This is a genomic window from Stenotrophomonas sp. RIT309, assembly GCF_000632045.1.
Lineage (GTDB): Bacteria > Pseudomonadota > Gammaproteobacteria > Xanthomonadales > Xanthomonadaceae > Stenotrophomonas > Stenotrophomonas indicatrix.
Genome location: NZ_JFYS01000028.1, coordinates 1 through 26,626 on the forward strand (window position 1 = coordinate 1; position 26,626 = coordinate 26,626).

At 68.7% G+C, this 26,626-nt stretch carries 14 protein-coding genes; all 14 read left to right on the top strand.

Features of this window, described 5'->3' with window-relative positions; all coding sequences use genetic code 11:
• The first annotated feature begins 579 nt into the window (after positions 1 to 579).
• The 14 genes from purL (at position 580) to gspD (ending at position 26,271) form a co-directional block, all read left to right on the top strand.
• Positions 580 to 4,464: a phosphoribosylformylglycinamidine synthase gene (gene purL / locus BW38_RS05920; protein WP_152543318.1), complete on the top strand. Its 3,885-nt coding sequence runs from the start codon at positions 580 to 582 to the stop codon at positions 4,462 to 4,464.
• A gap of 440 nt (positions 4,465 to 4,904) precedes the next feature.
• Complete coding sequence (locus BW38_RS05915) at positions 4,905 to 13,361, top strand: ESPR-type extended signal peptide-containing protein (RefSeq protein WP_081794588.1); 8,457 nt, start codon at positions 4,905 to 4,907, stop codon at positions 13,359 to 13,361.
• A gap of 161 nt (positions 13,362 to 13,522) precedes the next feature.
• Positions 13,523 to 15,409, top strand: a complete 1,887-nt coding sequence (locus BW38_RS05910) for a S8 family peptidase (protein WP_032977158.1) — start codon at positions 13,523 to 13,525, stop codon at positions 15,407 to 15,409.
• Between the two features lie 135 nt (positions 15,410 to 15,544).
• Positions 15,545 to 17,266 (top strand): type II secretion system ATPase GspE, encoded by a 1,722-nt coding sequence (gspE, locus tag BW38_RS05905; protein ID WP_032977165.1) that lies wholly within the window; start codon positions 15,545 to 15,547, stop codon positions 17,264 to 17,266.
• Between the two features lie 24 nt (positions 17,267 to 17,290).
• The gene (locus BW38_RS05900; RefSeq protein ID WP_032977166.1) at positions 17,291 to 18,511 is read left to right on the top strand and encodes a type II secretion system F family protein; all 1,221 of its coding nucleotides are present in this window, start codon (positions 17,291 to 17,293) and stop codon (positions 18,509 to 18,511) included.
• Positions 18,512 to 18,560: 49 nt separating this feature from the next.
• On the top strand, positions 18,561 to 19,004 hold the full coding sequence (gspG, locus tag BW38_RS05895) for a type II secretion system major pseudopilin GspG (RefSeq protein WP_032951922.1): 444 nt from the start codon (positions 18,561 to 18,563) through the stop codon (positions 19,002 to 19,004).
• A 6-nt stretch (positions 19,005 to 19,010) separates the two neighbouring features.
• Positions 19,011 to 19,505 (top strand): GspH/FimT family pseudopilin, encoded by a 495-nt coding sequence (locus tag BW38_RS05890; protein ID WP_025876706.1) that lies wholly within the window; start codon positions 19,011 to 19,013, stop codon positions 19,503 to 19,505.
• A complete protein-coding gene (locus BW38_RS05885) occupies positions 19,502 to 19,921 on the top strand; it encodes a prepilin-type N-terminal cleavage/methylation domain-containing protein (RefSeq protein ID WP_032977168.1) in 420 nt (139 codons plus the stop codon). The genes BW38_RS05890 and BW38_RS05885 overlap by 4 nt, the downstream gene beginning before the upstream one ends.
• Positions 19,918 to 20,550 carry a type II secretion system protein J gene (locus BW38_RS05880; protein ID WP_032977169.1) on the top strand — a complete coding sequence of 211 codons (633 nt, stop codon included), beginning with the start codon at positions 19,918 to 19,920 and terminating at the stop codon, positions 20,548 to 20,550. The genes BW38_RS05885 and BW38_RS05880 overlap by 4 nt, the downstream gene beginning before the upstream one ends.
• A complete protein-coding gene (locus tag BW38_RS05875; RefSeq protein WP_025876700.1) occupies positions 20,547 to 21,410 on the top strand; it encodes a type II secretion system protein GspK in 864 nt (287 codons plus the stop codon). The genes BW38_RS05880 and BW38_RS05875 overlap by 4 nt, the downstream gene beginning before the upstream one ends.
• The gene (locus tag BW38_RS05870; protein ID WP_032977171.1) at positions 21,407 to 22,576 is read left to right on the top strand and encodes a PilN domain-containing protein; all 1,170 of its coding nucleotides are present in this window, start codon (positions 21,407 to 21,409) and stop codon (positions 22,574 to 22,576) included. Before BW38_RS05875 ends, BW38_RS05870 begins: the two co-directional genes overlap by 4 nt.
• Positions 22,551 to 23,270, top strand: a complete 720-nt coding sequence (gene gspM / locus BW38_RS05865) for a type II secretion system protein GspM (RefSeq protein ID WP_032977172.1) — start codon at positions 22,551 to 22,553, stop codon at positions 23,268 to 23,270. The genes BW38_RS05870 and gspM overlap by 26 nt, the downstream gene beginning before the upstream one ends.
• Positions 23,260 to 24,048, top strand: coding sequence for a hypothetical protein (locus BW38_RS05860; protein WP_032977174.1), 789 nt, complete (start codon positions 23,260 to 23,262; stop codon positions 24,046 to 24,048). Before gspM ends, BW38_RS05860 begins: the two co-directional genes overlap by 11 nt.
• A 9-nt stretch (positions 24,049 to 24,057) precedes the next feature.
• Positions 24,058 to 26,271, top strand: a complete 2,214-nt coding sequence (gene gspD, locus BW38_RS05855; RefSeq protein WP_032977175.1) for a type II secretion system secretin GspD — start codon at positions 24,058 to 24,060, stop codon at positions 26,269 to 26,271.
• Positions 26,272 to 26,626: the final 355 nt, after the last annotated feature.

The window sequence follows — 26,626 nt, forward strand, 5'->3', positions numbered from 1 at the left end:
GTCCTGCGCACACGGCAAGACCGGGGTTGGGCGTCCTGCCCAACCCGCCCGAGGCATGCCTCGGGCCCATGGCGCTTACGCCCCTGCGCAACCCACCCGCCCGGCCACGGACAGGTTTCTGCAGCGCCAGCCACGAAAGACGAACAAAAGATCAAAATCAAACGCCGATCGCTTCGCTCTCAGGCGTTTGATTTCCGCATTTCCCTGGCGGCCAGCCAGCGGCCGGCACGACCGGGAGCATCCACGCATGGCGTGGATCTACCGTGTCGACCAAGGTCGACACCTACCAACAGCAGCAGGAAACTGTCGAAGGCGGGGTGGGTCCGGTTGCGGGGGTGTCCGCGGCATGGATGCCGCGGCCAAGCCCCCAGGGATGGGTTTACGGCGTCCCCCGCAACCGGACCCACCCCGCCATCCCACGGAATGCCAGCTTCTGCTGTTGCTTCGGCTGTTGCTGTTGAGGTTGCCGGCCAGCGGCCGGCACTACCGCTTCGGCGGGTGCCGGGCGCCGCCCGGCCGAAGCCTATCCCCGCTTCCGGTACAATGTCGGGCCCGTTTCCCAACTACGGTTCCCCGGACATGATGGTCCTCGAGGGCGCGCCCGCCCTGTCGCCGTTCCGCCGCGAACGTCTTGAATCCCGCCTGCAGTCCATCGCTCCCTCCCTGCGCATCAGCGGTGCCTGGCACGTCTACTTCGTGCAGGCCGAGGGCACTGCCGCCCCCGACGTCGATACCCTGTGCCGCATCCTGGAAGCCCGCCCGCAGTCCGAGGCGGTCGCTGACGGTGCGGTCAGCCGCATCGTGGTGCCGCGCCTGGGCACGCTGTCGCCGTGGTCGAGCAAGGCCAGCGAGCTGGTCCGCGGTGCCGGCCAGCCGGTGAGCCGGGTCGAGCGTGGCCTGCGCATCGACGTGCAGGGCTGGCCGACCGAGGCTGCCGCCCAGCAGGCGCTGGTCAAGGTGCTGCACGACCCGATGACGCAGTCGGTGCTGGAGCGCGTCGATCAGGGCCACTCCCTGTTCTCGACCCCGGCCCGTGGCGAGCTGGAGCGCGTGCCGGTGGACCAGCTGGAGGCCGCCAACCAGCGCCTCGGCCTGGCCATGGCGCAGGACGAGATCGACTACCTGCGCGAGCGCTTCACCGCGCTGGGCCGGTCGCCGTCGGACGTGGAACTGATGATGTTCGCGCAGGCCAATTCCGAGCACTGCCGGCACAAGATCTTCAACGCCAGCTGGACCATCGACGGCCAGGAGCAGGACCGCTCGCTGTTCCGGATGATCAAGAACACCCACCAGCAGACCCCGCAGCACACGCTCAGCGCGTACAGCGACAACGCGGCGGTGATCGAAGGCCATCCGGCCTCGCGCTATCGCCCGGACCCGGCCAGCGGCGAGTATCGCCGCGAACCGCAGGTGCCCAGCGCGTTCCAGATCAAGGTGGAAACGCACAATCACCCGACCGCGATCGCGCCGTTCCCGGGCGCGTCGACCGGCGCTGGTGGTGAAATCCGCGACGAAGGTGCGACTGGTCGTGGCGGCAAGCCGAAGGCCGGCCTGAGCGGATTCTCGGTCTCGCACCTGCGCATTCCCGAGCTGCCGCAGCCGTGGGAAGCGCCGCGTGCGCTGAACCCGCGCATGGCCCCGGCGCTGGAGATCATGACCGACGGCCCGCTCGGCGGCGCCGCGTTCAACAACGAATTCGGCCGCCCGGCGCTGCTCGGCTACTTCCGCAGTTTCGAACTGCCGGAAGGCGCCGACCTGGTGCGCGCCTACGACAAGCCGATCATGCTGGCCGGTGGCCTCGGCGCCATCGATCGCGTGCAGGTGGACAAGATCCTGCTGCAGGACGGCGATGCCGTGATCGTGCTCGGCGGCCCGGCGATGCTGATCGGCCTCGGAGGCGGTGCCGCCAGTTCGGTCGCTTCCGGTGAGAGCGCCGAGGACCTGGACTTCGCCAGCGTGCAGCGCGACAACCCGGAAATGGAACGTCGCTGCCAGGAGGTCATCGACCGCTGCGTGGCGATGGGCGCTGACAATCCGATCAAGTTCTTCCATGACGTCGGTGCCGGTGGCCTGTCCAACGCCATTCCCGAACTGCTGCACGATTCCGGCGTGGGCGGCATCATCGACCTGGGCAAGGTACCCACCGACGATCCGTCGCTGTCGCCGATGCAGCTGTGGTGCAACGAGTCGCAGGAGCGCTACGTGCTCGGCGTGGCGCAGGAGCGCCTGGCCGAATTCGCCGCGCTGTGCGCACGTGAGCGCTGCCCGTTCGCTGCGGTCGGTGTCGCCACCGCAGCCGAACACCTGGTGGTGGCCTATGGCGCCGTGCCGGGCAACATTCCGGCCGACGCGCCGATCGACCTGCCGATGGACGTGCTGTTCGGCAAGCCGCCGAAGATGCACCGCGATACCGCGCACCCGCCGGCACCGCGCTGGCCGGCATTGAAGACCGGGGGCCTGGATCTGCAGGAAGCCGGTCTGCGCGTGCTCGCACACCCGACCGTGGCCTCCAAGAACTTCCTGGTCACCATCGGCGACCGCAGCGTGGGCGGCCTGACCGCGCGCGAGCAGATGGTCGGCCCGTGGCAGCTGCCGGTGGCCGACGTGGCGATCACCCTGGCCGATTTCGACGGCGTGGCCGGCGAGGCGATGGCACTGGGCGAACGCACGCCGCTGGCGCTGCTGGACGCGGCGGCCTCGGCCCGCATGGCCGTTGGCGAAGCACTGACCAACCTGTGCGCGGCCCCGGTCGATGCGCTGGATGAAGTCAAGTTGTCGGCGAACTGGATGGCCGCTGCCGGCCACCCGGGCGAAGACGCGCTGCTGTACGACGCGGTGAAGGCGGTGGGCATGGAACTGTGCCCGCAGCTGGACATCAGCATCCCGGTGGGCAAGGACTCGCTGTCGATGCAGGCGCAGTGGCACGACCAGGGGCAGGCGCACAAGAGCGTGTCGCCGGTGTCGCTGGTCATCACCGCGTTCGCGCCGGTGTCCGATGCGCGCCAGCAGTTGACCCCGCTGCTGGACCGCGATATCGACAGCGAGCTGTGGTTGATTGGCCTCGGTGCCGGCAAACAGCGCCTGGGCGGTTCGATCCTGGCCCAGGTGCATGCCGACCACGGCGACCTGCCGGCCTTCGCCGGTGCCGCCCCGGACCTGGACGACCCGCAGCGCCTGCGTGGCTTCTTCGAGCTGATCCGCGATGCACGCCAGGCCGGCCTGCTGCGCGCGTACCACGACCGCAGCGACGGTGGTGCGTTCGCCGCGCTGTGCGAAATGGCCTTCACCTCGCGCCTGGGCCTGGACATCACCCTCGATGCCTGGGGCGATGACCCGTTCCGCAGCCTCTTCAATGAAGAGCTGGGCGCCGTTGTGCAGATCGCCCGCGAAGACCGCGCCGCGTTCGCCGACCTGGTCGAGCGCCATGCGCTGACCGAGTGCGCACAGCGCATCGCCAGGCCCACCACTGCGCCGGTGGTGCGGGTGTCGCTGGGCGGTGAGTCGCTGGCCGAATGGCGCTGGGAAGCGCTGTTCGATGCCTGGTGGTCGGTCACCCACGCCATGCAGAAGCGCCGCGACAATCCGGCCAACGCCGATGCCGAGCGCGAGATCGCCCGCGCCTTTACCGCGCCGGGCCTGAAGCCGAAGTTGAGCTTCGATCCCAATGAGGATGTCGCCGCACCGTTCGTGCAGACCGGGGCGCGTCCGCGCGTTGCGATCCTGCGCGAACAGGGCGTCAACGGCCAGATCGAAATGGCCAACGCCTTCGAACGTGCCGGCTTCCGCGCGTTCGACGTGCACATGAGCGACCTCATCGAAGGCCGCGTGGCGCTGCAGGACTTCACCGGCCTGGTTGCCTGCGGCGGCTTCAGCTACGGCGATGTGCTCGGTGCCGGCCGCGGCTGGGCGACCTCGATCCTCGAGCGTACCGCGCTGCGCGATGCCTTCGCCGCGTTCTTCGCGCGCGAGGACAGCTTCGCCCTGGGCGTGTGCAACGGCTGCCAGATGATGAGCCAGCTGAAGGACATCATCCCCGGTGCCGAACACTGGCCGCAGTTCCGCCGCAACGCCAGCGAGCAGTTCGAAGCCCGCACCGCGCTGCTGGAAGTGGTGGAGTCGCCGTCGATCCTGCTGCGTGGCATGGCCGGGTCGCGCCTGCCGGTGGCGGTGGCACATGGCGAAGGCCAGGCGGTGTTCGACAACGCCGTCGACCAGGCCACAGCCCGTGTCGCACTGCGCTACATCGATGGCAACGGCAACGTCGCCAGCCAGTACCCGCTGAACCCGAACGGCTCGCCCGACGGCATCACCGGCCTGACCAGCACCGACGGCCGGGTGACCATCATGATGCCGCACCCGGAGCGCACCCCGCGCGCGCTCAACCTGAGCTGGGCCCCGTCCGAGTGGCAGGGCGATTCACCGTGGATGCGCATGTTCCGCAACGCACGGGTGTGGTGCGGTTGATCGCACGCGCATTGCGCAGCTGACGATGCCATCGCGTATGGAGAACCCGCCGGGAAACCGGCGGGTTTTTCTTTGTCCATACGGAAACTCCTGAACTGGCCATCAGTTACATGCGTTTTCATAAGTGAGGATTTCCTCACGTGCGCCTAACAAAATGCGTACATAAACAAGTGAAACAGTGAACTGCTTCACGGCAATGGGTTTTGCTGCGTCAAACTCTTGACGATCCGCAAAGATGCCGTTAACACTTGACCCCCGTTTCAAATCTGTTCATCCCGCAGTAACCGCACGGCGCATGCGCTCGGTTTTCTGTCCCTGCGCGCCGTTCGGCAATACCCGCAGTAAATCACGCGAATAAACGCCCCCAGGGGACGTTGGGCCACGAAGGCTCGGCGGTGGCGTTGCTTTGCCCAAAACCAGTCCAATCAGGAGCCGTACCGATGAATCGGATTTATCGCAAGGTCTGGAACAAAGCATTGGGTCAGTTGGTGGTGGCCTCGGAACTGGCCTCTTCCAGCTCATCAGGCGGGGTCGTCGACCAGCGCCGCGGTGCGACCGATGCCGCGCCGGCACGACTGGCTGCAGCGCTGGCCTTGGCAATGGGACTGGGCATGACCGGCATCGCTGCGGCGCAGTCGGTCGAGATTGGGGGCAGCGCGAACTGCGTGGTGCTCAACAGCAAGGTGCTGGACAAGTGCGCGGTCGATGGCAGCGCCAGCGCCAAGGGCAGCAACGCGGTGGCGATTGGTGCGGGTACCAGCGCCACCGGCGCCAACAGCGTGGCGCTGGGCGCCGGCTCCAAGGCAACGCGCGCCAACACCGTTTCTGTCGGTGATGCCGGCAAGGAACGGCAGGTGACCAATGTCGCCGCCGGTACCGCCGCCACCGATGCGGTGAACAAGGCACAGCTGGATGCACAGGCGCGCGCCACGCAGGCCGCGCTTGCGCAGGCGGCGGCCGAGGGCAGCCGCTATTTCAAGGCCGATGGCGCTGGTGATGACAGCGACGCGGCAAAGATCGAAGGCCAGGGCGCCATCGCGGTCGGTAGTGGCAGCCAGTCGCTGGCCAACGCCACCACCGCGGTCGGCACCCAGGCGATTGCCGCAGGACTTGGTGCCAGTGCTTTCGGCCAGAACGCGCTCGCCTTGGGTGATGCCAGCGTAGTGGTCGGGCAGAGTGCGGCCGCCTTCGGCCTTGGCGATACGGCGGTAGGTGCAAGTGCCGTAGCCGCCAGCGAGAACGGTGCAGCCACCGCGTTGGGTGCACTGTCCGAAGCCAGCGCCGATGGCGCTACCGCGGTCGGCGCGGGCGCCGTGGCGATGGGCCCCGGCAGCACCTCGCTGGGCCGTGGTGCGACCGCCGCCAACGAAGCGTCGATTGCCGTCGGTGCGTTCAGCACGGCGGTAGGCGAATACAGCACCGCGCTGGGTTCCAATTCGGCGGCCGTGGCTACCGGCAGCGTGGCGCTGGGCGCCGGCTCGCTGGCCGACCGCGTCGATACCGTGTCGGTGGGTGCGGTCGACTACGGCCTGACCCGGCAGATCACCAGTGTTGCCGCCGGTACCGAAGATACCGATGCGGTCAACGTCGCTCAATTGAACGACGTGGCAGCGGTAGCCGATACCACCGCCAAGCGATTCCAGGCCACCGGCAGCAGCAACAGCGATGCCGGTGCGTTGGCCGAGGGAGATGACGCGCTCGCCGCTGGCGAAGCTGCCAATGCGATCGGCAACGGTACGACCGCCGTCGGTGCAGGTGCGACCGCCGTCGCGCAGAACGCCACTGCGGTCGGCAACAACGCGCTTGCATCTGGCCAGAACAGCGCGGCCTTCGGCAACAACGCGCAGGCAGTCGGCCCGGGCAGCGTCGCCGTCGGCGGTGCTGCGGTGGATGCCGATGGCAATCCGCTGATCACCAGTGGTGGCGTGCCGGTAGAGACCGGCGCCACCAGTGCCGGGGTCGGTGGTACCGCCGTCGGCGCCAGCGCCGATGCCGGTGGTTTCGCAGCGTCGGCGTATGGTGTGGGAGCCTACGCGGCAGGCGCACAGTCGTCGGCGTTCGGTGCTGTCTCCAATGCCATCGGCGACTACTCCACGGCCGTCGGTACGCAGAGCAACGCTACCGGCACCAGCAGCGTGGCCATCGGTGGCCCGGCCGATGTGATCCCGGGCCTGGGCTTCTTCGTGCAGACCCAGGCCAGTGGCGAAGCGGCCACGGCCGTCGGCGCCGGTGCCATCGCCAGCGGCGACCAGGCCGTGGCCAATGGCAGCCTGACCGAGGCCTCCGGTGCCGAGTCGGTCGCAGTGGGCTACTTCGCCTATGCACCGGGCGAGAACGCCAGTGCGCTGGGCGCGCAGACCTGGGCCAGTGGCACGCAGAGCACCGCCGTCGGCTACTACGCCACTGCGCGTGGTGCCAACAGCGTTGCACTGGGCGCCAATTCCGAAGCGGTGCGCGCCAACAGCGTGGCCGTGGGCAGTGCCGGCAACGAGCGGCAGATCACCAGCGTGGCTGCCGGCAGCGAAGCCACCGATGCAGTGAACAAGGCCCAGCTGGACGCCGTGGCCAGCACCGCCGACACCACCGCGCGCTTCTTCCAGGCGCAGCCGGAAAGCGGCAGCGATGCTGGCGCCTATGCAGAGGGCGAGGGTGCGGTAGCGGCGGGTTCGGCCAGCAACGCCATCGGTGCCGGCGCGCTGGCACAGGGCGCAGGCGCTGCGGCCATCGGCGCCGACAGCGTGGCACTGGGTCGCAATACCTTCGCCGACGGTGACGGTGCGGTAGCCGTGGGTGGCCTCGGCCAGGCCTACGACGAATACAACCAGCCGCTGCTGGATGAGCAGGGCAACCCGGTGCAGATCGGCACCACCGCCTCGGCCGGTTCCACCGCCGTCGGCAATGCCGCGCAGGCGACCGGTGCCAGCAGCAGCGCCTTCGGCAATGCGGCACAGGCCACCGGCGACAACAGCTTCGCGGCAGGCGGCAAGTCGCGCGCCACCGGCAGCTATGCCGTCGCCGTCGGCGACAGCGCCTTCGCCAAGGCCGATGACAGCACCGCCGTGGGTGGCTACAGCACTGCCAGCGAGGAAGGCGCCACTGCCTTCGGTGCCGGCGCGTGGGCCACCGGCCGCAATGCCTCGGCGTTTGGTCCGGCGGCATGGGCCAGCGCCAATGGTGCCACCTCCATCGGCTACAACAGCTGGGCCAACGGCACCAGTTCCACCGCCGTCGGCCGCGGCGCCTTCAGCTACGGCGACAACAGTGTTGCGCTGGGCTTCCAGGCGCTGGGCAACAGCATCAACAGCATCGCCATCGGCACCAACACGGTGGCCGGCGGGGAAAGCGCGATCGCCCTGGGCGCGGGCAGCACGGCCAGTGGCAACAACGCGGTTGCACTGGGTGCCGGTTCGGTGGCCAGCCGCGACCGCAGCGTGTCGGTGGGCAGCGTCGGCAACGAGCGGCAGATCACCAGTGTGGCAGCCGGTACCCAGGCCACCGATGCGGTGAACAAGTCGCAGCTCGATGCGGTTGCAGCCAGTGCCGCGACCACCAGCAAGTACTTCCAGGCCAGCGGCAGTGCCGACAGCGACGCCGGTGCCTACGTGGAAGGTGACAACGCGCTGGCCGCGGGTGAATCGGCCAATGCCATCGGCAACGGCGCAACCGCCCTCGGCAGTGGCGCCAATGCACTGGCCGGCAACGCACAGGCCATCGGCTTCAATGCCCTGGCCAGCGCGGCCAATGCCAGCGCCATCGGTGCCAACGCACAGGCGACCGGCGAATACGCCACTGCTCATGGTGCCGAGAGCGAAGCCAGCGGCGAGCAGAGTGCGGCCTTCGGCGCGGCCTCGGTGGCCAGCGGCGCTGGCAGCACCGCCAGCGGCGTGCTGTCCGAAGCCAGCGGCGAAGAAGCCGTGGCGGTAGGCTACTTCAGCAACGCCAGCGGTGAGGCCGCCACTGCGGTCGGCAGTGAAAGCGTGGCCAGTGGCACCGCTTCGGCAGCATTCGGCATCGGTGCCGAAGCGACCGGTGGCTACAGCACCGCCATCGGCGGTTACGCCAACGCCTCGGCATTCAACGCCACTGCCTTCGGCAACTTTGCCAACGCCTCCGGTTCCAACAGCGTCGCGCTTGGTGGCGATTCGGAAGCATCCGGTGCCTACAGCACCGCCACCGGCCAGGGCAGCCTGGCTACCGGCACCAATGCCGTGGCCGTCGGTGGCTCGTTGTTCGGCCTGCTGGCGACCGAAGCATCCGGCGACTATTCCACCGCGGTCGGTGGCGGCGCCTATGCGCCGGGCATCAACAGCACCGCGCTGGGCAATGCGGCTGAATCGCGCGGTGCCAACAGCGTGGCGCTGGGTGCCGATTCGATTGCCGACCGCGACAACACCGTGTCGGTCGGTGGCGGCGGCAACACCCGCCAGATCACCAACGTGGCCGCCGGTACCCAGGGTACCGATGCGGTGAACAAGGACCAGCTGGACGCGGTGGCCGCCGAAGGCGCGAAGACCAGCAAGTACTTCCAGGCCAGCGGCAGCGCCGACAGCGATGCCGGTGCCTACGTGGAAGGTGACAGCGCGCTGGCTGCCGGTGAGGCCGCCAATGCGATCGGCACCGGCGCCACCGCACTCGGCAGTGGTGCAACGGCGGTAGCGGCAAACGCTACGGCGGTAGGCTTCAACAGCCTGGCCAGCGGCGGCAATGCGGCTGCGGTGGGCAACAACGCACAGGCGACGGGCGAAGACAGTGCGGCGCTCGGCAGCGGCGCGGTGGCCAGCGAAACCAGCACCACCGCCACCGGTGCAGGCGCGCAGGCGACGGCGGTGTACAGCACGGCCAACGGTGCCGAGGCGGTCGCCAGCGGTGCGCAGTCGCTGGCCAGTGGCTTCCGTTCGGCAGCCTCTGCAGACGGCACCACCGCAGTCGGCGGCTACAGCGAAGCCAGCGGTCGCCTCGGCTCGGCGCTGGGCTATGGCACCGTGGCCAGTGGTGCCAACAGCACCGCTGCCGGCGTGTTCGCTGCGGCGTCGGGCGCCAGCTCGGTGGCGATGGGTGATTCCAGCGAAGCCAGCGGCGATGAGAGCGTGGCCATTGGTGGCAGCACCTTCTTCGGCCTGGTGCCATCACGTGCCAGTGGCTACGGCGCAGCGGCGTTCGGTGCCGGTGCCTGGGCCACCGACGACTACGCCACTGCAATCGGCTGGAATTCGTGGGCCGATGGCGCCGAGTCGACGGCACTGGGTGCCAGCGCTACCGCCAACGGTGCCAACAGCGTCGCCCTGGGCGCAGGCTCCAAGGCCGACCGTGACAACACGGTGGCCGTCGGCAGCGCCGGCAGCGAACGCCAGGTGACCCACGTGGCGGCTGGCACCGAAGGCACCGATGCGGTCAACAAGAACCAGCTCGATGCTGTCGCTGCAACGGCGGACAAGACCAGCAAGTACTTCCAGGCCAGCGGCAGCGCCGACAGCGATGCCGGTGCCTATGTGGAAGGCGACAACGCACTGGCTGCCGGTGAAGCGGCCAATGCGATCGGCAATGGCGCCACCGCGCTCGGCAGTGGTGCCACGGCCGTGGCCGCCAACGCGACCGCCGTGGGCATCAACTCGCTGGCCACGGGCAGCAATGCGGCTGCGGTGGGCAGCAACGCGCAGGCCACCGGTGAAGACAGTGCCGCACTCGGCAACGGCGCGGTAGCCAGTGGGATCAGCGCCACCGCTACCGGCACCGCTGCACAGGCCAGCGGCGTCTACAGCACCGCCAACGGTGCGGAAGCCGTCGCCAGCGGTGCGCAGTCGCTGGCCAATGGTTTCCGCAGTGCCGCTTCGGCCGATGGCACCACCGCCATCGGTGGCTACAGCGAAGCCAGCGGCCGCCTCGGCACCGCACTGGGCTACGGCTCGGCGGCGACCGGTGCCAACACCACGGCTGTCGGCTTCGGAGCGGCGGCAGCAGGCAGCGGCGCCGTCGCCGTCGGTCAGTCCAGCGAAGCCAGTGGCGCAGAGAGTGTCGCCATCGGCGGCAGCACCTTCTTCGGCCTGATCCCGTCGCGTGCCAGCGGTACCGGTGCGGCGGCCTTCGGTGCCGGTGCCTGGGCGACCGATGACTACGCCACCGCGATCGGCTGGAATGCATGGGCCGATGCGGCTGACAGCACCGCTCTGGGTGCCAGCGCGACCGCCAACGGTGTCAACAGTGTCGCCCTTGGTGCGGGTTCGAAGGCCGACCGTGACAACACGGTGGCCGTCGGCAGCGCGGGCGGTGAACGCCAGGTCACCCACGTTGCCGCCGGCACCGAGACCACCGATGCAGTGAACAAGGGCCAGCTGGATGCCGTGGCCAGTGTCGCCGACAAGACCAGCAAGCACTTCCAGGCCAGCGGCAGTGCCGACAGCGATGCCGGTGCCTACGTCGAAGGTGACAATGCGCTGGCGGCCGGTGAAGCGGCCAATGCGATCGGCAATGGCGCCAGTGCGCTCGGCAGTGGTGCCACCGCGGTCGCGGCCAACGCCACCGCCGTCGGCTTCAATGCGCTGGCCAGTGGTGAAGACGGTGTGGCGATCGGCAGCAGCGCCAGCAGCACGGCCGGTGGCGCGATTTCCATCGGCGTGGAAAGCAGCAGCGCAGGCCCGGCCAGTGTGGCCCTCGGTGCGCAGTCCCAGGCGCAGGGCATCGGTGCGGTCGCCGTCGGCGGCATCGCCCAGGCCAACGGGCTGGCCGCAACCGCCGTCGGTTATGGCGCAACCGCTGATGGTCGCGAAGCCACCGCCGTCGGCAACTTCTCGTCGGCCAACGGCTGGCAGTCCACCGCCTACGGCGCCGGTGCCACGTCCGCGTTCTTCGGCACCGCGCTGGGCAGTGGCGCGCAGGCCGCCGAAGTGTCCACAGCCGTGGGCCAGGGCACCGTCGCGCAGATCGCCGGTGCTGGTTTCGGCGTGCAGGCGCGCGCCGGCCAGTTCGGTACCGCACTGGGCAACAATGCCACCACCGGGCTCAATGGCGTGGCGGTCGGCTTCAACGCGCTGGCCGGACAGGACGCCAACAGCGTTGGCACGGGCCAGCACACCACCGCGATCGGCAGCGAGGCATGGGCCACCGAGGACGGTGCCACCGTGGTCGGCTACAACAGCTATGCGCAGGCCACCAATGCCACCGTGCTGGGCAGCAATACCTGGACCACCAAGGACGCCGACAACAGCGTGGCGCTCGGTGCAGGTTCGCTGGCCGACCGTGCCAATGCGGTATCGGTGGGTGCGGCGCAGGAGTGGGTCGATGCTGCCGGGGTCAGCCACAGCGCGATCAACCGCCAGGTGACCAACGTGGCCGCCGGTACCCAGGCCAACGATGCGGTGAACAAGGGCCAGCTGGATGCGGTGGCCTCCACCGCCGACGCCACCAGCAGGCACTTCCGTGCCAACGGCAGCGGCACCGCCACTGCCAGCGGTACCAACGCAGTGGCGGTGGGCTCCAGTGCCACTGCCAGTGGCAACCGCAGCAATGCACTGGGCAGCAACGCCAGCGCCGTCGGCAACGCATCACTGGCCGTAGGCGCCAATGCCGCCGTCACCGGCAGCAACTCAGTGGCACTCGGTGCCGGCGCGCGTGCGGTGGATGCAAACGTAGTGTCGGTCGGTGGCGGCAACGGCACTGATGGTCCTGCTACGCGCCGCATCGTCAACGTTGCCGATGGCCGCATCGCCGCCGGCAGCAGCGACGCCGTGACCGGTTCACAGCTCAACGTCACCAACCAGCGCGTGGGTGCGGTGGAAACCCGGGTCGGTGATTTCGACTCGCGCATCGCCACCGTTGAAACCAGCGCGGCCAGCTCGGTCGGCTACGACGATGCCAGCCGTGACCGCCTGACCCTGGCTGGTATCCAGGGCACCACCATCGACAACGTCGGCGCCGGCAGCATCGCCTCCGGCAGCCGCCAGGCGATCAACGGTGGGCAGCTGTTCCAGTCGCTCAGCGATGCCGCCAGCTTCCTCGGCGGCGGTGCCAGCGTCGGCATGCAGGGCGTGTTCGTCGCGCCGAACTATGTGATCCAGGGGTCCACCTACAGCAACGTCGGCGACGCGCTGGGCGCACTGGACCGCAAGGTCAGCGAGATCGATCGTCGCACCGCCAGCGGCACGCGTTCCGGCGCGGCCAGCCTGCGTTCGATGGCCGCCCCGCTGGACGCAGACGCGTCCAACGTGGCCACGGCGTCGGCTGCCACCGACGCGAGCCTGGCGGATGGCGGATCGGCAACGGCCCGTGTGCAGGGCACGCCGACCGCTGCCAGCGCAGGCAGTGCTCAGCCGGCACTGGTCGCAGGCGGTGGCGTCAACGCCGTCGCGATGGGCGATGGCGCAGTCGCCAGCGGTGCATCGTCCACCGCTGTCGGCCAGGGCGCGAGTGCAACGGCGGCCAATGCGGTGGCGCTGGGCCAGGGCTCGGTTGCCGATCGCGCCAACACCGTCTCGGTCGGCAGTGAGGGCAACGAACGCCAGGTCACCAACGTGGCGGCCGGTACCACCGCAACCGATGCGGTCAACACGGGCCAGCTGGATCGTGGCATCACCACCGCCAACAGCTACACCGACAGCCGCGTTCAGGCAGTCACCGACAGCTTCGATGTGTTCAAGGGCGAAGTTGATGGACGCCTGCGCCACATGGATCGCCGCATCGACCGCCAGGGCGCGATGAGCGCAGCGATGCTCAACATGGCCACCAGTGCCGCCGGCATCCGCACCCAGAACCGGGTCGGCGTCGGCATCGGTTTCCAGGGCGGCGAGTCGGCCATGTCGCTGGGCTACCAGCGTGCGATCAGCGATCGCGCCACGGTCACCGTCGGTGGTGCCTTCAGCAGTGATGACAGCTCGGTCGGCGTCGGTGCCGGCTTCGGCTGGTAAGTGCGCAACAACGTGCCGGTGGGCAACCCATCGGCACGTCGAGCAGTGAGCGCCAAAGGGGCGTGGCATGGCAACCCTGGTGGGCCAGCCAGGGCAGTCGCAGGGAGTGATGGCCGTAGTGAGCTCCGTCCGTGCAACGGGCGGAGAAGGAAAGCTCAACCATGACCTTGAAGAGGATTTCGAACGTGACCAAGAAGCAGACCCTTCGCATCAATGTGCTGGCTGCCGCCGTGTTGTCGCTGACTGTCGGCGTCGGTGCGGCGCATGCGGCCAAGCCGGGCGTGGCCAAGGAACCGGCGCGCGTGGCCAGCACTGCCCAGCAGAGCGTGGACGGCATCATCGTGAAGTACCGCAACGGCACCGCGGCCGCCAGCGATCGTTCGACCAAGCTCTCGGTCGTGCAGTCGGCACTGTCGCGTGCCATCGTCAGCAGCGGCACCACCAGCCGTGCTGCGGCACTTTCCCCGCTGGTGGAGCGCAAGCTCGGTACCGGTGGCGACCTGATCCGCCTGAAGTCCCGGCTGGGCTCGGCCGACATGCAGAAGGTACTGGCTGAACTGAATGCCGATCCGTCGGTGCAGTACGCGGTGGCCAACGTGCGCCTGCAGCGCTCGGACCTGCGTGCCACCAATGCGCAGCCGGCACTGGTGCCCAACGATCCCAACTACGCGCAGTACCAGTGGAACTTCTTCAACGCCACCGGTGGTGTGAATGCACCGGCCGCGTGGGATCTCTCGCAGGGCGAGGGCATCGTGGTCGCCGTGCTCGATACCGGCATCCTGCCGGGCGTGCCGGATTTCGGCAGCAACCTGCTGGAAGGCTACGATTTCATCAGTGACAAGGAATCCTCGCGCCGCCCGAACGATGGCCGCGCACCGGGTGCCACCGACTACGGCGACTGGGTGGAAACGGCCAACGAGTGCTACACCGGTTCCGAACCGGAAGGCAGTTCCTGGCACGGCACGCACGTGGCCGGCACCATTGCCGAGGTGACCAACAACGGCAGTGCCCTGGCAGGCCTGGCCTACAAGGCCAAGGTGTTGCCGGTGCGCGTGCTGGGCAAGTGCGGCGGCACCCTGGCCGACATCAGCGACGCCATCACCTGGGCGTCGGGCGGCACCGTGCCGGGCATTCCGGCCAACACCAATCCGGCGGAAATCATCAACATGAGCCTGGGTGGTGGTGGCGCCTGCGATGCCGCCTACCAGGACGCGATCAACGGCGCCGTGTCGCGCGGCACCCTGGTGGTGGTCGCGGCCGGCAACGAAACCGACAACGCGTCCAAGTACCGTCCGGCCAGCTGCAACAACGTGGTGGCGGTGGGTGCGACCCGTGTCACCGGTGGCATCACCTATTACTCCAACTACGGCACCGCGGTAGACCTGTCGGCCCCGGGCGGTGGCGGCAGTGTCGACGGCAACCCGAACGGCTACATCTGGCAGGTCGGTTCCAGTTCGGAAACCACCCCGGACGCCGGTGAGTGGGTGCTGATGGGCAAGGGCGGTACCTCGATGTCCTCGCCGCACGTTGCCGCGGTGGCTGCCATGGTGCAGAGCGCGCTGATCGCCAAGGGCAAGGAGCCGCTGGCGCCGGCCGCGCTGGAAACCCTGCTCAAGCAGTCGGCGCGCAAGTTCCCGGTGACCATCCCGGCGGCCACCCCGATCGGTACCGGCATCCTCGATGCCAAGGCCGCACTGGATGCCGCGCTGAAGGAGCCGTGCACCGAGAACTGCGAGCCGGAAGGCATTCCGCTGACCAACAAGGTGACCGTGGGCGGGCTGGCCGGTGCGGCCGCCAGCGAAACCGTCTATACCTTCGAAGCGGCCGCCGGCAAGACGCTGAGCGTGCTGACCTACGGCGGCAGCGGCAACGTGTCGGTGTACCTGGCGCAGGGCCGCGTGCCCACCGCGACCGACAACGATGCCAAGTCGACCCGCCCGGGCAATACCGAAACCGTGCGCGTGGCCAAGCCGGTGGCCGGTACCTACTACATCAAGGTGGTGGGTGAGGCCGCTTACAGCGGGGTGAGCATCCTGGCGACCCAGTAATAACCGACTGTCGTAAATGAATAAGCGGGGCCCGTCACCTGTGTGACGGGCCTCGTCTTTTTACGAAAGAAGAACCGGAGAGGGTGGAAACCACGGCTTAACTGCTAAAGTCGGGACGATCGACAGGAGAGTCATGTGAACGCGCTCGCTGCCACTGCCACCGAAGACACTGAAGGCCGCATCCTCGATGCGCTGCTGGCACGTGGTCGGCTCAAGGAAGGAGATCTGGCACGTGCGCGGCCGCTGCATGCCGAGTCCGGTGGCAGCCTGCTTGGGCTGCTGGTACGGCTTGGGCTGGTGTCCGAACGTGACCAGGCGCAGGCCAGCGCCGATGTGCTGGGCCTGCCGCTGCTGGAAGGACGGCAGCTGCCTGAATCGCCACCGCAGGCGCTGGCCGAAGGCCTGCCGCTGTCGCTGCGCTTCCTCAAGCAATTCCACGTGTGCCCGCTGGCGCTGGATGAACACGGCGTGCAGCTGTGGTTGGCCGACGCCCACGATCCTTACCCGCAGCAGGCCGTGCAATTGGCATTGGGTGTACCGGTCACGCCGCTGCTGGGCATGCGCGCGGAGATCGATGATCTGGTCGAGCGCTGGTTCGGCCAGGGCCGCAGTGCGATGGGCGCGATCGTGGAAACCGCCGATGGCGAGGGCGGCGCAGTGGACGATATCGAGCACCTGCGCGATCTCGCTTCCGAAGCGCCGGTGATCCGCCTGGTCAACCTGGTGATCCAGCGCGCGGTCGAACTGCGCGCGTCGGACATCCACGTAGAGCCGTTCGAAAATCGGCTGAAGGTGCGTTACCGCGTCGATGGCGTGCTGGTCGAAGGCGAGAGCCCGCCGGCCAACCTGACCGCCGCGGTGATCAGCCGCATCAAGATCATGGCCCGTCTCAACATCGCCGAGCGCCGCCTGCCGCAGGATGGCCGCATCATGCTGCGCGTGCAGGGCAAGGAACTGGACCTGCGTGTCAGCACGGTGCCCACCGCGCACGGCGAAAGCGTGGTGATGCGCCTGCTTGATCGCGAGACGGTGGTGTTCGACTTCCATCGGCTGGGCTTCACCGATGCCTTCCTGCCGCAGTTCCGCAAGGTGCTTGAACAGCCGCACGGCATCCTGCTGGTGACCGGCCCCACCGGGTCGGGCAAGACCACCACGCTGTACACCGCGCTGAGCCAGCTCAACACCGCCGACGTCAAGATCATCACCGTTGAAGATCCGGTCGAGTACCAGATCGAAGGCATCAACCAGATCCAGGCCAAGCCACAGATCGGGCTGGATTTCGCCAATGCGCTGCGCAGCATCGTGCGCCAGGATCCGGACATCATCATGATCGGCGAAATGCGCGACCTGGAAACCGCGCGCATCGCGATCCAGTCAGCGTTGACCGGCCACCTGGTGCTGTCCACGCTGCACACCAACAATGCCGCAGGCGGCATCACCCGCCTGCTCGACATGGGCGTGGAAGATTATCTGCTCACCTCCACCATCAACGGCATCCTGGCCCAGCGCCTGGTGCGCCGGCTGGAGCCGACCCACGCCGAACGCTACGAAGCCTCGCCGGAAGAGATCGAACGCTTCGACCTGCGCCGCCTGCAACCGGATGGAACGATCTACCTTTATCGCCCGAAGCCTTCGGCGCTGGCGCCGACCGGCTACCTGGGGCGCACCACCATCATGGAATTCCTGGTGATGAACGACGCGCTGCGCCGTGCGGTGATGCGTCGCGATGGCATGGGCGAGATCGAGCGCATCGCCCGCGAAGCCGGCATGCGCACCATGTACGAGGACGGCCTGAGCAAGGCCCTGAGCGGGCAGACGACCCTCGAGGAAGTCCTGCGCGTGACCGAGGAAGGCTGATGCGCGTGCAGGGACGACGCTGACATGCCGAACTACCGTTACAAGGCACTGAACCCACACGGTGAAGTGTTCGACGGACAGATGGAAGCGGCCAGCGAGGCCGAGCTGGTCGCGCGCCTGCAGGACCAGGGCCATCTGCCGATGGAAACGCAGCTGGCCGACGGGGGGGCGGTTGGCGGCAGCAGCCTGCGCGGCCTGTTCCGCCAGCGTCCGCTGCAGGGCGCGGCATTGCTGCAGTTCACCCAGCAGCTGGCCACCCTGCTCGGTGCCGGACAGCCGCTGGACCGCGCGCTGTCGATCCTGCTCAGCCTGCCCGAAGACGAGCGCTCGCGCCGCGCGATCACTGACATCCGCGACGTGGTGCGTGGTGGCGCGCCGCTGTCGACTGCGCTGGAACGCCAGCACGGCCTGTTCTCGCGTCTATACGTGAACATGGTGCGCGCCGGCGAAGCCGGTGGCAGCCTGCACGACACGCTGCAACGCCTGGCCGACTACCTCGAACGCAGCCGTGCGCTGCAGGGCAAGGTGATCAACGCGCTGGTCTACCCGGCGATCCTGCTGGTGGTGGTGGGTGGTGCGCTGCTGTTCCTGCTGGGCTACGTGGTGCCGCAGTTCGCACAGATGTACGAAAGCCTGGACGTGGCGCTGCCATGGTTCACCAACATGGTGCTGCAGCTGGGCCTGTTCGTGCGCGACTGGTGGGTGCTGCTGCTGGTGGTGCCGGGCGTGCTGCTGCTGTTGTTCGAACGCAAGGTGCGGCAGCCCGCGTTCCGTCTGGCGCTGGATGGCTGGCTTCTGCAGCGCCGGGGCATCGGCCGCCTGCTGGGCGAGCTGGAAACCGCGCGGCTGGCGCGCACCCTGGGGACACTGCTGCGCAACGGCGTGCCGCTGCTGGGGGCGCTGGGCATTGCCCGCAACGTGCTCGGCAACCGCGCGCTGGCCGCAGACCTGGAGACCGCCGCCGACGAGGTCAAGAACGGCACCGGCCTGTCGCTGGCGTTGTCGCGCGGCAAGCGTTTTCCCCGGCTGGCGCTGCAGATGATCCAGGTCGGCGAGGAGTCCGGCGCGCTCGATACCATGCTGCTGAAAGCTGCTGATACCTTCGAACAGGACAGCGCCCGCCGCATCGACCGCCTGCTGGCGGCGATGGTGCCGGCGATCACCCTGGTGCTGGCCTCGGTGGTCGGCGCGGTGATCGTGGCCGTGCTGGTGCCGTTGTACGACCTTACCAACGCCATCGGCTGACGATGGCCTCCTTCGCAACCCCGACATCCCGTACCTGAAAGGACCGACCATGATTGCTTCCCGTCGACCGATCCGCCTTTCCTTCACCGCCGCACGCCACCAGTCGGGCATGAGCCTGCTGGAGATCATCATCGTCATCGTGCTGATCGGCGCGGTGCTGACCCTGGTCGCCAGCCGCGTGCTCGGCGGCGCCGATCGTGGCAAGGCCAACATCGCCAAGGCGCAGGTGCAGACCGTTGCCTCCAAGGTCGACAACTACCAGATCGACACCGGCAAGCTGCCCGCCTCGCTCAACGACCTGGTGACCGCACCGGCCGGCGTCGGTGGCTGGCTGGGCCCGTATGCCAAGCCTGCCGACCTCAACGACCCGTGGGGCCACGCGCTGGAGTACCGCGCACCGGGCGAGGGCCAGGCGTATGAACTGATCAGCCTGGGCAAGGACGGCAAGGCCGGCGGCAGCAGCGTCGACGCTGACATCCGCTACCAGCCGTAAGCACGCATGCTGCTTTTCCTGCCGCGCCGGGTGTCACGCCCGCGCCTGCACGGCAGGCGCGCGGCGGGCCTGTCGCTGCTGGAAATGCTGCTGGTGATCGCGTTGATCGCGGCCATCGGCCTGATCACCGCCGCTGGCATGTCGCGCGGCTTTGCCGGCATGCAGCTGCGCAGTGCCGGCAAGGACATCGCCAACCAGCTGCGCATGGTGCGCGCGCAGGCCATTGCCCGCGGCGAACCGCAGCGCTTCGTGATCGAACCGGCGCAGCATCGTTGGCAGGGCGCCAGCCAGCGCCACGGTGAAGTGCCGGCCAAGCTGAAGGTGCAGTTCGAAGGTGCCGCGCAGTTGGCCACCGCGCCCGGCCAGGGCGTGATCGAATTCCATCCCGACGGCGGCTCCAGTGGCGGCCGCATCCGCCTGCAGCTGGAGAGCGCCGAGTGGCGCATCGATGTCGGCTGGTTGACCGGTGAAGTCCGTTCCGGACCGTGGCGGGCGCAATGAGGCCGCGCGCCCGTGGTTTCACCCTGCTGGAAGTGATCGTTGCCTTCGCCTTGCTCGGGTTGGCGCTGACGCTGTTGCTGGGCAGCCTGTCCGGCGGCGCGCGGCAGGTGCGCGACGCCGAGCTGCGCACGCGCGCGGTGCTGCACGCGCAGTCGTTGCTGGCCGCCGCCGGGGTGGAAGCACCGCTGCAGGCCGGCAGCCAGCAGGGCGAGTGGGAGCAGGGGCGTTATCACTGGCAGCTGCAGGTGCAGCCCTGGGCCGAGCCGCGCAGTGGTGCGCTGCCCGCTGCGCAGTCGCCGGGCGCACCCTGGCTGGCGGAACTGCAGCTGCAGGTGCGTTGGGGCGACAGTGAACGCGAGCAGTTGCGCTGGCGCAGCCTGCGTCTGTTGCCGCCCGCGCTGGAGAATGCGCGATGAGGCGCCGCGCACGCGGCTTCACCCTGGTCGAAGTGATGCTGGCCACGGTGCTGCTGGCAGGCGGCCTGGCGCTGGCGTTCGCCAGCGTGCGCTCGGCGATGGCGATCAGCCAGCGCGGCGAGCAGATTGCCGCGCAGAGCGAACGCATGCGCGCAGTGCAGGCCCTGCTGCGGCGGCAGCTCGCCAGTGCCCTGCGCAGCCCGCTGGAAGTGCCCGATCCCACCCGCGAACCGGTGTTCTTCCAGGGTGACGATCAGGGCATGCAGTTCGTTGCCGACCTGCCGGGCTATCTCGGTCGTGGCGGCCCTTACCTGCATGCGCTGCAGGTGGATGGCGCAGCCGGCCACCGCCGCTTGCTGCTGGGGCTGGTGCTGCTGCAGGAAGGCGAGCGCATCGAAGAGAACCCGCCGCGCCCGCCCGAAGTGCTGGCGGAGGAGTTGAAGGACGTAAGGCTGCGCTACCGCGGTGTCGACGCCAGCAACGGGCAGCTGACCGAATGGTTGCCACGCTGGGAGGACACCCGACGCCTGCCATTGCTGGTGGAAGTGCAGATCGTGCCGGCCAGGGGCACGCCGTGGCCGCCGCTGGTGGTGTCACTGCGGGCCGGTGGCAGCGGAGGTGCGCGATGAAGCGTCCACGTGGTGCCGCGCTGGTCCTGGTGCTGTGGTTGATCGCGCTGATGACCGCGCTGGTCGGCGCCTTTGCGCTCAGCGCACGGGTCGAACACCTGCAGCAGCGGGTGCTCGGTGACGACGCACGCGGCCAGGAGCGCGCCCGCGCCGGCCTGGAATACGCGTTGCTGCGGCTGCAGCCGGACCCGCAGCGTCCGCCGTGGCAGGCTGATGGCCGCGCCTATCGCTGGCAGTTCGACGACGCCCGCATCGAGATCCGGGTGCTGGACGAGAACGGCAAGATCAACCTCAACCTGGCCGATGCGGCCCTGCTGTCCGCATTCATGCAGGCACTGGGCGAGCCGGCAGAGAGCGCCAGGCAGCTGGCCGGTGCGATCATCGACTGGCGCGACGAAGACAGCCTGCTGCAGCCCGGTGGCGGTGCCGAGGCGCCGGAGTACGCCGCCGCAGGCCTGCCCTATGGCCCGCGCAACAAGCGCTTTGAAACCCTGGGCGAACTGCAGCGGGTGCTGGGGATGCGCGGGTCGCTGTATGCCGCGATGCTGCCGCACCTGACGCTCTACAGCCGGCAGGCGCGCCCGGATCCACGTTTCGCCAGTGGACCGGTGTTGACGGCATTGGGCCTGGATGCGGAACAACTGCTGGCGCAACGCGCCCAGCAGGAGCGTGACGGAGATAACGCTGCGGGTGCATCAGCGCTTGCCAGCGGCAGTGGCACCTATAGTATCGAGTCCCGCGCCACTGACGGCAGCGGACGCCTGTCAGTGCTGCAGGCGGTGGTGCGCAACGGATCGGGCGGGGTGCCCGGCCGGACCTACACAGTGCTTCGCTGGGAGCAGGGAATGGCAGCAAGATGACGGCGTGGCAGGACAGTCTGCGGCAGGTGCAGGGCCAGATTGGCCCCGGTGCCGGCCGTTTCCTGCGCTGGTGGCGGCAGTCGTTGCTGGCCTGGGTGCCGATGCGTTGGCAATGGGCGCTGGGCTGGTCGCAGACCCGCCTGCTGCTGCAGTGCGAGGACGGGCAACTACAGGTCTGGCGTGAAACCGGCGACGGTCTCGAGCCCGTGGCCCGCCTGCCGTGGCCACTGCAACCTGCGGACCTGGACCGCGTGCTGGAGCCGCGCCTGCGCAGCCTGCCACGGGTGTGGCTGCTGCCGGCCGGGCAGGTCCTGCGGCGCAATCTGCGTCTTCCTGCCGCAGCCGCTGACCGCCTGCGTGCGGTGGTCGGCTACGAGATCGACCGGCAGACACCGTTCGAAGCCAGCCAGGTCAGCTATGACATCCGTGAGCTGGGCAGTGCCGGCGAAGGCCTGCTGCAGGTGGAGCTGGTGGCCTGGCCGCTGCGCCAGCTGGATGACTGGCGCGCGCAGATCGGAGCGTGGGCCGACGTGCTGGCCGGTGTCGATGCGATCGATGCCCAGGGCCGCGCGCTGCAGGTCAACCTGCTGCCGCCCGCGCAGCGTCAGCAGCGACCGGACCCGATGCGGCGCTGGAACCTGCTGCTTGCCATGGCTGCGCTGGTGATGCTGGTGCTGGCGGCGATGCAGTTGCTGGACAACCGTCGTGACGCCGTCGATGCGCTGCGCGCAGACGTCGAGCGCAGCGCCCGCAGTGCACGTGGCGTGGCCAGCGAACGCAGCCAGCTGCAGGCGCTGCTGGATGGAGCGGCGTTCCTGGAAACACAGCGCAGCCAGCGCGCCAGTACCGTCGAACTCTGGAACGAGCTGACCCGACGCCTGCCCGATGGCACCTACCTGGAAAAACTGGCGATCGAGAACAACAGCCTGCAGTTGATCGGCCTCAGCAGCGAAGCATCGCAGCTGGTCACGCTGCTGCAGGACGCGCCGCAGTGGCGCAAGGTCAACCTTACCGGCGTGCTGCAGGCTGACGGTGCCGCCAGTGGCCGCGACCGCTTCACCCTGACCGCCGAGCTGCAGCCATTGCCTTCGGCGGCAGCGGCGCCGGCACCCGCCCCGACTGCAACCACGGAGGCGGCCAATGCCGATGCCAAGCGCACGCCGTGACCGCTGGCTGGCACTGGCACTGCTGTTGGCAGTGCTGGGCCTGGCCTACCTGCTGCTGGTGCACCCGTGGTTCACCCAGCCGCTGCTGGCGATCGATGCCGATGCCGCCGCCCTGCGCGAGCGCCAGCAGCGCGTGCAGGCGCAGCTGCAGCAGCAGCCGCAGATCGAACAGCGGCTGCGCGCAACCCGCGACGCCCTGCAGCAGCGCCCGGGGTTCCTGCAGGAAGCCACCGCCGAGGCCGCCGCGGCCGCGCTCGGCGCACGCCTGCAGGATGCGGTGGCGATGGCCAGCCCGGGCAACCGCAGCTGCACCATCAGCAACCGCACGCCGTTGAGCGACAACCGTCGCGATGCTGCGTTCGTGCGCGTGGCCATGCAGGTGCGCCTGCGCTGTGGCGTGGCCGAACTGGCCACCGTGCTGCACAGCCTGGAGACCGGCAGCCCGCGCCTGTTCGTGGACAACCTCAACCTGATCGCACAGCGCTTCCAGCAATCGCCCAACGAATCCGGCCTCGGCCTGGATGTGTCCTTCGAGCTGGCCGGCTACCTGTTGCCGGCGGCTGCTGCCGATCCCTCGACAGCACCCGTGGCCACGCCGCCTGCAGCAGCGCCGGTGGCGTCGCCGCCGGCACCTGTGCCGTCACCGGCGGAGCAGCCTGCCACCGATGCGCAGGAGGTGGCCGATGAAGCTTGAGCAGATCAGCCTGCGCACCGGGCTGTTGCTGGCGCTGGCCGGATGGGCCGCAGCGATCTGGCTGGCCACCGGCTTCGGTCTTGGCAGCCAGCTGCCCACGGCCAGTGCGGAGGGCGACGCGCAGGCCGCGCTGCCGGCGCTGCCCGTGCTGGCGCCCGAACGCATGGCCGGCGCAGACAGCTACAGCGTGATCAGCGAACGGCCCCTGTTCGCCGAAGACCGCAAGCCGCGCCCGTACCTGCTGGGGGGCAGTGAAGCCGCCGCCAGTCCGGCACTGCGCCTGACCGGCGTGCTGATGACCGGCGACTTCAGCATGGCCACCTTCACCACCGAGCAGGGCCGGTCGCTGCGCCTGCGCCTCAACGGCGATGCAGTCGATGGCTGGCAGCTGGTGGCATTGGAACCGCGCCAGGCCACGGTGATCGGCTCCAGTGGCAGCCAGGTGCTGGAACTGGCCGTGTTCAATGGCCAGGGCGGTGAAGCGCCGACCGCGCTGCGCGGAGCCAATGGCACACCGCCTGTGCCTGGCGCGGTGGTTCCGCCGCCGCCACCGCCGCCAACGCCCAGCCAGACGCTGCCCACCCCCCGTGCCGCCGATGGCAACGTGGCTCCCGCCTCGCCTGCACCGGCCGCGGCCGCCGCACCCCCTGCAAACACCAACGGTCCCAGCGAAGCGCAGATGCAGGCCATCCGCGAACGCATCCAGGCCCGCCGCCGTCAGCTGCAGCAACAGCAGCAACAACCGTCGCCGCCCCCGGGCGATGGCACCAACCGATAGAGTGAATGCATGAATCTGCGTTTTCTTCCCTGGTCCTTCGCCCTGACGCTGCTGGTCGGCTGCAGCACCGTGTCGGCCCCGCATGTGCAACGCAACGGCAACCTGCAGCCCTCGGCCAGTGCCGGCCAGGCTGCCGTCGATGCGCAGACCGAAGCGGCCGATCAAGCCCAGGGGGCGCCGCAGGCGGTGATCCGCCGTGGCACCGGCACCATGATCAACCGCGAAGCCGCGCGCAAGCCGTCGCCCGCGCTGCATGCGGCCAGCTCCGGTGAGGCGACCTTCAACTTTGAAGGCGAGTCGGTGCACGCGGTGGTCAAGGCCATCCTCGGGGACATGCTCGGCCAGAACTACGTGATCGCCCCGGGGGTGCAGGGCACGGTGACGCTGGCCACGCCCAAGCCGGTATCGCCGGCACAGGCACTGAACCTGCTGGAGATGGTGCTGGGCTGGAACAACGCCCGCATGGTCTACAGCGGTGGCCGCTACAACATCGTCGCCGCCGACCAGGCACTGGCCGGCACCGTGGCGCCGAGCACCGCGCCGGCCTCCAGCGCACGCGGTTTTGAAGTGCGCGTGGTGCCGCTGCAGTTCATTTCCGCCACCGAGATGAAGAAGGTGCTGGAGCCCTATGCGCGGCCCAATGCCATCGTCAACGTCGACAGCGGGCGCAACGTGATCACCCTCGGCGGTACGCGTGCGGAACTGGAGAACTACCTGCATACCGTCGAGATCTTCGACGTCGACTGGCTTTCGGGCATGTCGGTGGGTGTATTCCCGATCCAGTCCGGCAAGGCCGAGCAGGTCGCGGCGGATCTGGAGAAGGTCTTCGGCGAAGAGAGCAAGACGCCCAGCGCCGGCATGTTCCGTTTCCTGCCGCTGGAAAACGCCAATGCAGTGCTGGTGATCACCCCGCAGGTGCGCTACCTGGACCAGATCCAGCAGTGGCTGGACCGCATCGATACCGCCGGCGGCAGCGCGCGCCTGTTCTCGCATGAACTGCGATACATCAAGGCACGCGACCTGGCCGAACGCCTCAGCGAAGCCTTTGCCAGCAGCGGCAACCGCGGCGGCTCCGGCTCGGCATCGCTGGCGCCGGGTGCCATTCCCTCGCAGCTGGGCAGCGAGGGCGACCGCGGTATGGACGCGGGCAACAGCAGCAGTTTCAACAACCAGGTCGGTGGCGGCAGCAGCAGCGGTAGTGGCAGCAGCGCCGGCAGCCTGAACCTGCCGCAGCGCCAGTCGGGCAACGTCAGCATCAGCCTGGAAGTGGAGGGTGATCGTGTCGGCGTGTCGGCGGTGGAGGAAACCAACACGCTGCTGGTGCGTTCGACGCCGCAGGCCTGGCGCTCGATCCGCGAGGTGATCGAAAAGCTGGACGTGATGCCGCTGCAGGTACACATCGAAGCGCAGGTGGCCGAAGTCGGGCTGACCGGAGACCTGAAGTACGGCGTCAACTGGTTCTTCGACAATGCCGTGGCGGGGCGCGCGCTGACCGGCGCGCTGTCCGGGTTGACCCTGCCAGCAGCGGCCGGCGGCTCCTGGAACACCTTCGCCGGTGCGGTGACCGGTACCGATGGCGCCGGCTGGGCGTTCACCGGGCACAACGGTGCGGCCGTGGTCAGTGCGCTGGACAAGGTCACCGACGTGCGCCTGCTGCAGACGCCCTCGGTGTTCGTGCGCAACAACGCCGAAGCCACCCTCAACGTAGGCGACAAGGTGCCGATCAACACCACCACGGTCAACACCGGCATCGGCACCAGCAGCTACAGCTCGGTGCAGTACATCGACACCGGCGTGATCCTCAAGGTGCGCCCGCGCGTAACCCGTGACGGTACGGTGTTCCTGGATATCGTGCAGGAGATCAGCAGCGCATCGGACGTGCCGGAGAACTGCAATCCGCAGGAGCGCAACTGCAATCCGCGCATCTCCACCAAGAAGCTGGCCACCGAGGCGGCGGTGCAGAGCGGGGACACCATCATGCTGGCCGGCCTGATCACCGATTCGGCCACCGATGGCAGCAGCGGCATTCCCGGCCTGAGCCGGATTCCGGTACTGGGCGCGCTGTTCGGCCAGAAGAGCCGCACCAGCCGTCGTTCGGAAGTGATCGTGCTGCTGACCCCGACCATCGTCCGCAACGGCCAGGAAGCCCGCACCCTGACCGACGAGTACAGCCAGCGCTTCCGCGCGATGGAACCGCTGAACCAGCCGCGCGCAAAGAAGTAAGGGGGGGAGGGCAGGGCTGCGCCCGGGCAACACGCCATCGCATGCGTGCTGTCGCTCCCACGCTTCGCTGCGCGAACCGTGGGCCCCGCTTACCAGCTTCCAGACCCCCGCCGCTTTGCGGCCGCCCCCTGACTCAGGGGGCTCTGCCCCAGACGCGACGTCGTGACCGGTAGATCCACGCCATGCGTGGATGCTCCTCGTCTCAATGTCGAAATATTCGATTTCGATGAAGATTCATCCACGCATGGCGTGGATCTACTGGCCACCGGGGAACTGTCGAAGGCGGGGTGGGTCCGGTTGCGGGGGTGTCCGCGGCATGGATGCCGCGGCCAAGCCTCCAGGGATGGATTCACGG

Bases quoted from the DNA above. Each gene is read 5' to 3' on its own strand.
- purL (WP_152543318.1), top strand. From the start codon at position 580: ATGATGGTCCTCGAGGGCGCGCCCGCCCTGTCGCCGTTCCGCCGCGAA.
- BW38_RS05915 (WP_081794588.1), top strand. From the start codon at position 4,905: ATGAATCGGATTTATCGCAAGGTCTGGAACAAAGCATTGGGTCAGTTG.
- BW38_RS05910 (WP_032977158.1), top strand. From the start codon at position 13,523: ATGACCTTGAAGAGGATTTCGAACGTGACCAAGAAGCAGACCCTTCGC.
- BW38_RS05900 (WP_032977166.1), top strand. From the start codon at position 17,291: ATGCCGAACTACCGTTACAAGGCACTGAACCCACACGGTGAAGTGTTC.
- gspG (WP_032951922.1), top strand. From the start codon at position 18,561: ATGATTGCTTCCCGTCGACCGATCCGCCTTTCCTTCACCGCCGCACGC.
- BW38_RS05890 (WP_025876706.1), top strand. From the start codon at position 19,011: ATGCTGCTTTTCCTGCCGCGCCGGGTGTCACGCCCGCGCCTGCACGGC.
- BW38_RS05885 (WP_032977168.1), top strand. From the start codon at position 19,502: ATGAGGCCGCGCGCCCGTGGTTTCACCCTGCTGGAAGTGATCGTTGCC.
- BW38_RS05880 (WP_032977169.1), top strand. From the start codon at position 19,918: ATGAGGCGCCGCGCACGCGGCTTCACCCTGGTCGAAGTGATGCTGGCC.
- BW38_RS05875 (WP_025876700.1), top strand. From the start codon at position 20,547: ATGAAGCGTCCACGTGGTGCCGCGCTGGTCCTGGTGCTGTGGTTGATC.
- BW38_RS05870 (WP_032977171.1), top strand. From the start codon at position 21,407: ATGACGGCGTGGCAGGACAGTCTGCGGCAGGTGCAGGGCCAGATTGGC.
- gspM (WP_032977172.1), top strand. From the start codon at position 22,551: ATGCCGATGCCAAGCGCACGCCGTGACCGCTGGCTGGCACTGGCACTG.
- BW38_RS05860 (WP_032977174.1), top strand. From the start codon at position 23,260: ATGAAGCTTGAGCAGATCAGCCTGCGCACCGGGCTGTTGCTGGCGCTG.
- gspD (WP_032977175.1), top strand. From the start codon at position 24,058: ATGAATCTGCGTTTTCTTCCCTGGTCCTTCGCCCTGACGCTGCTGGTC.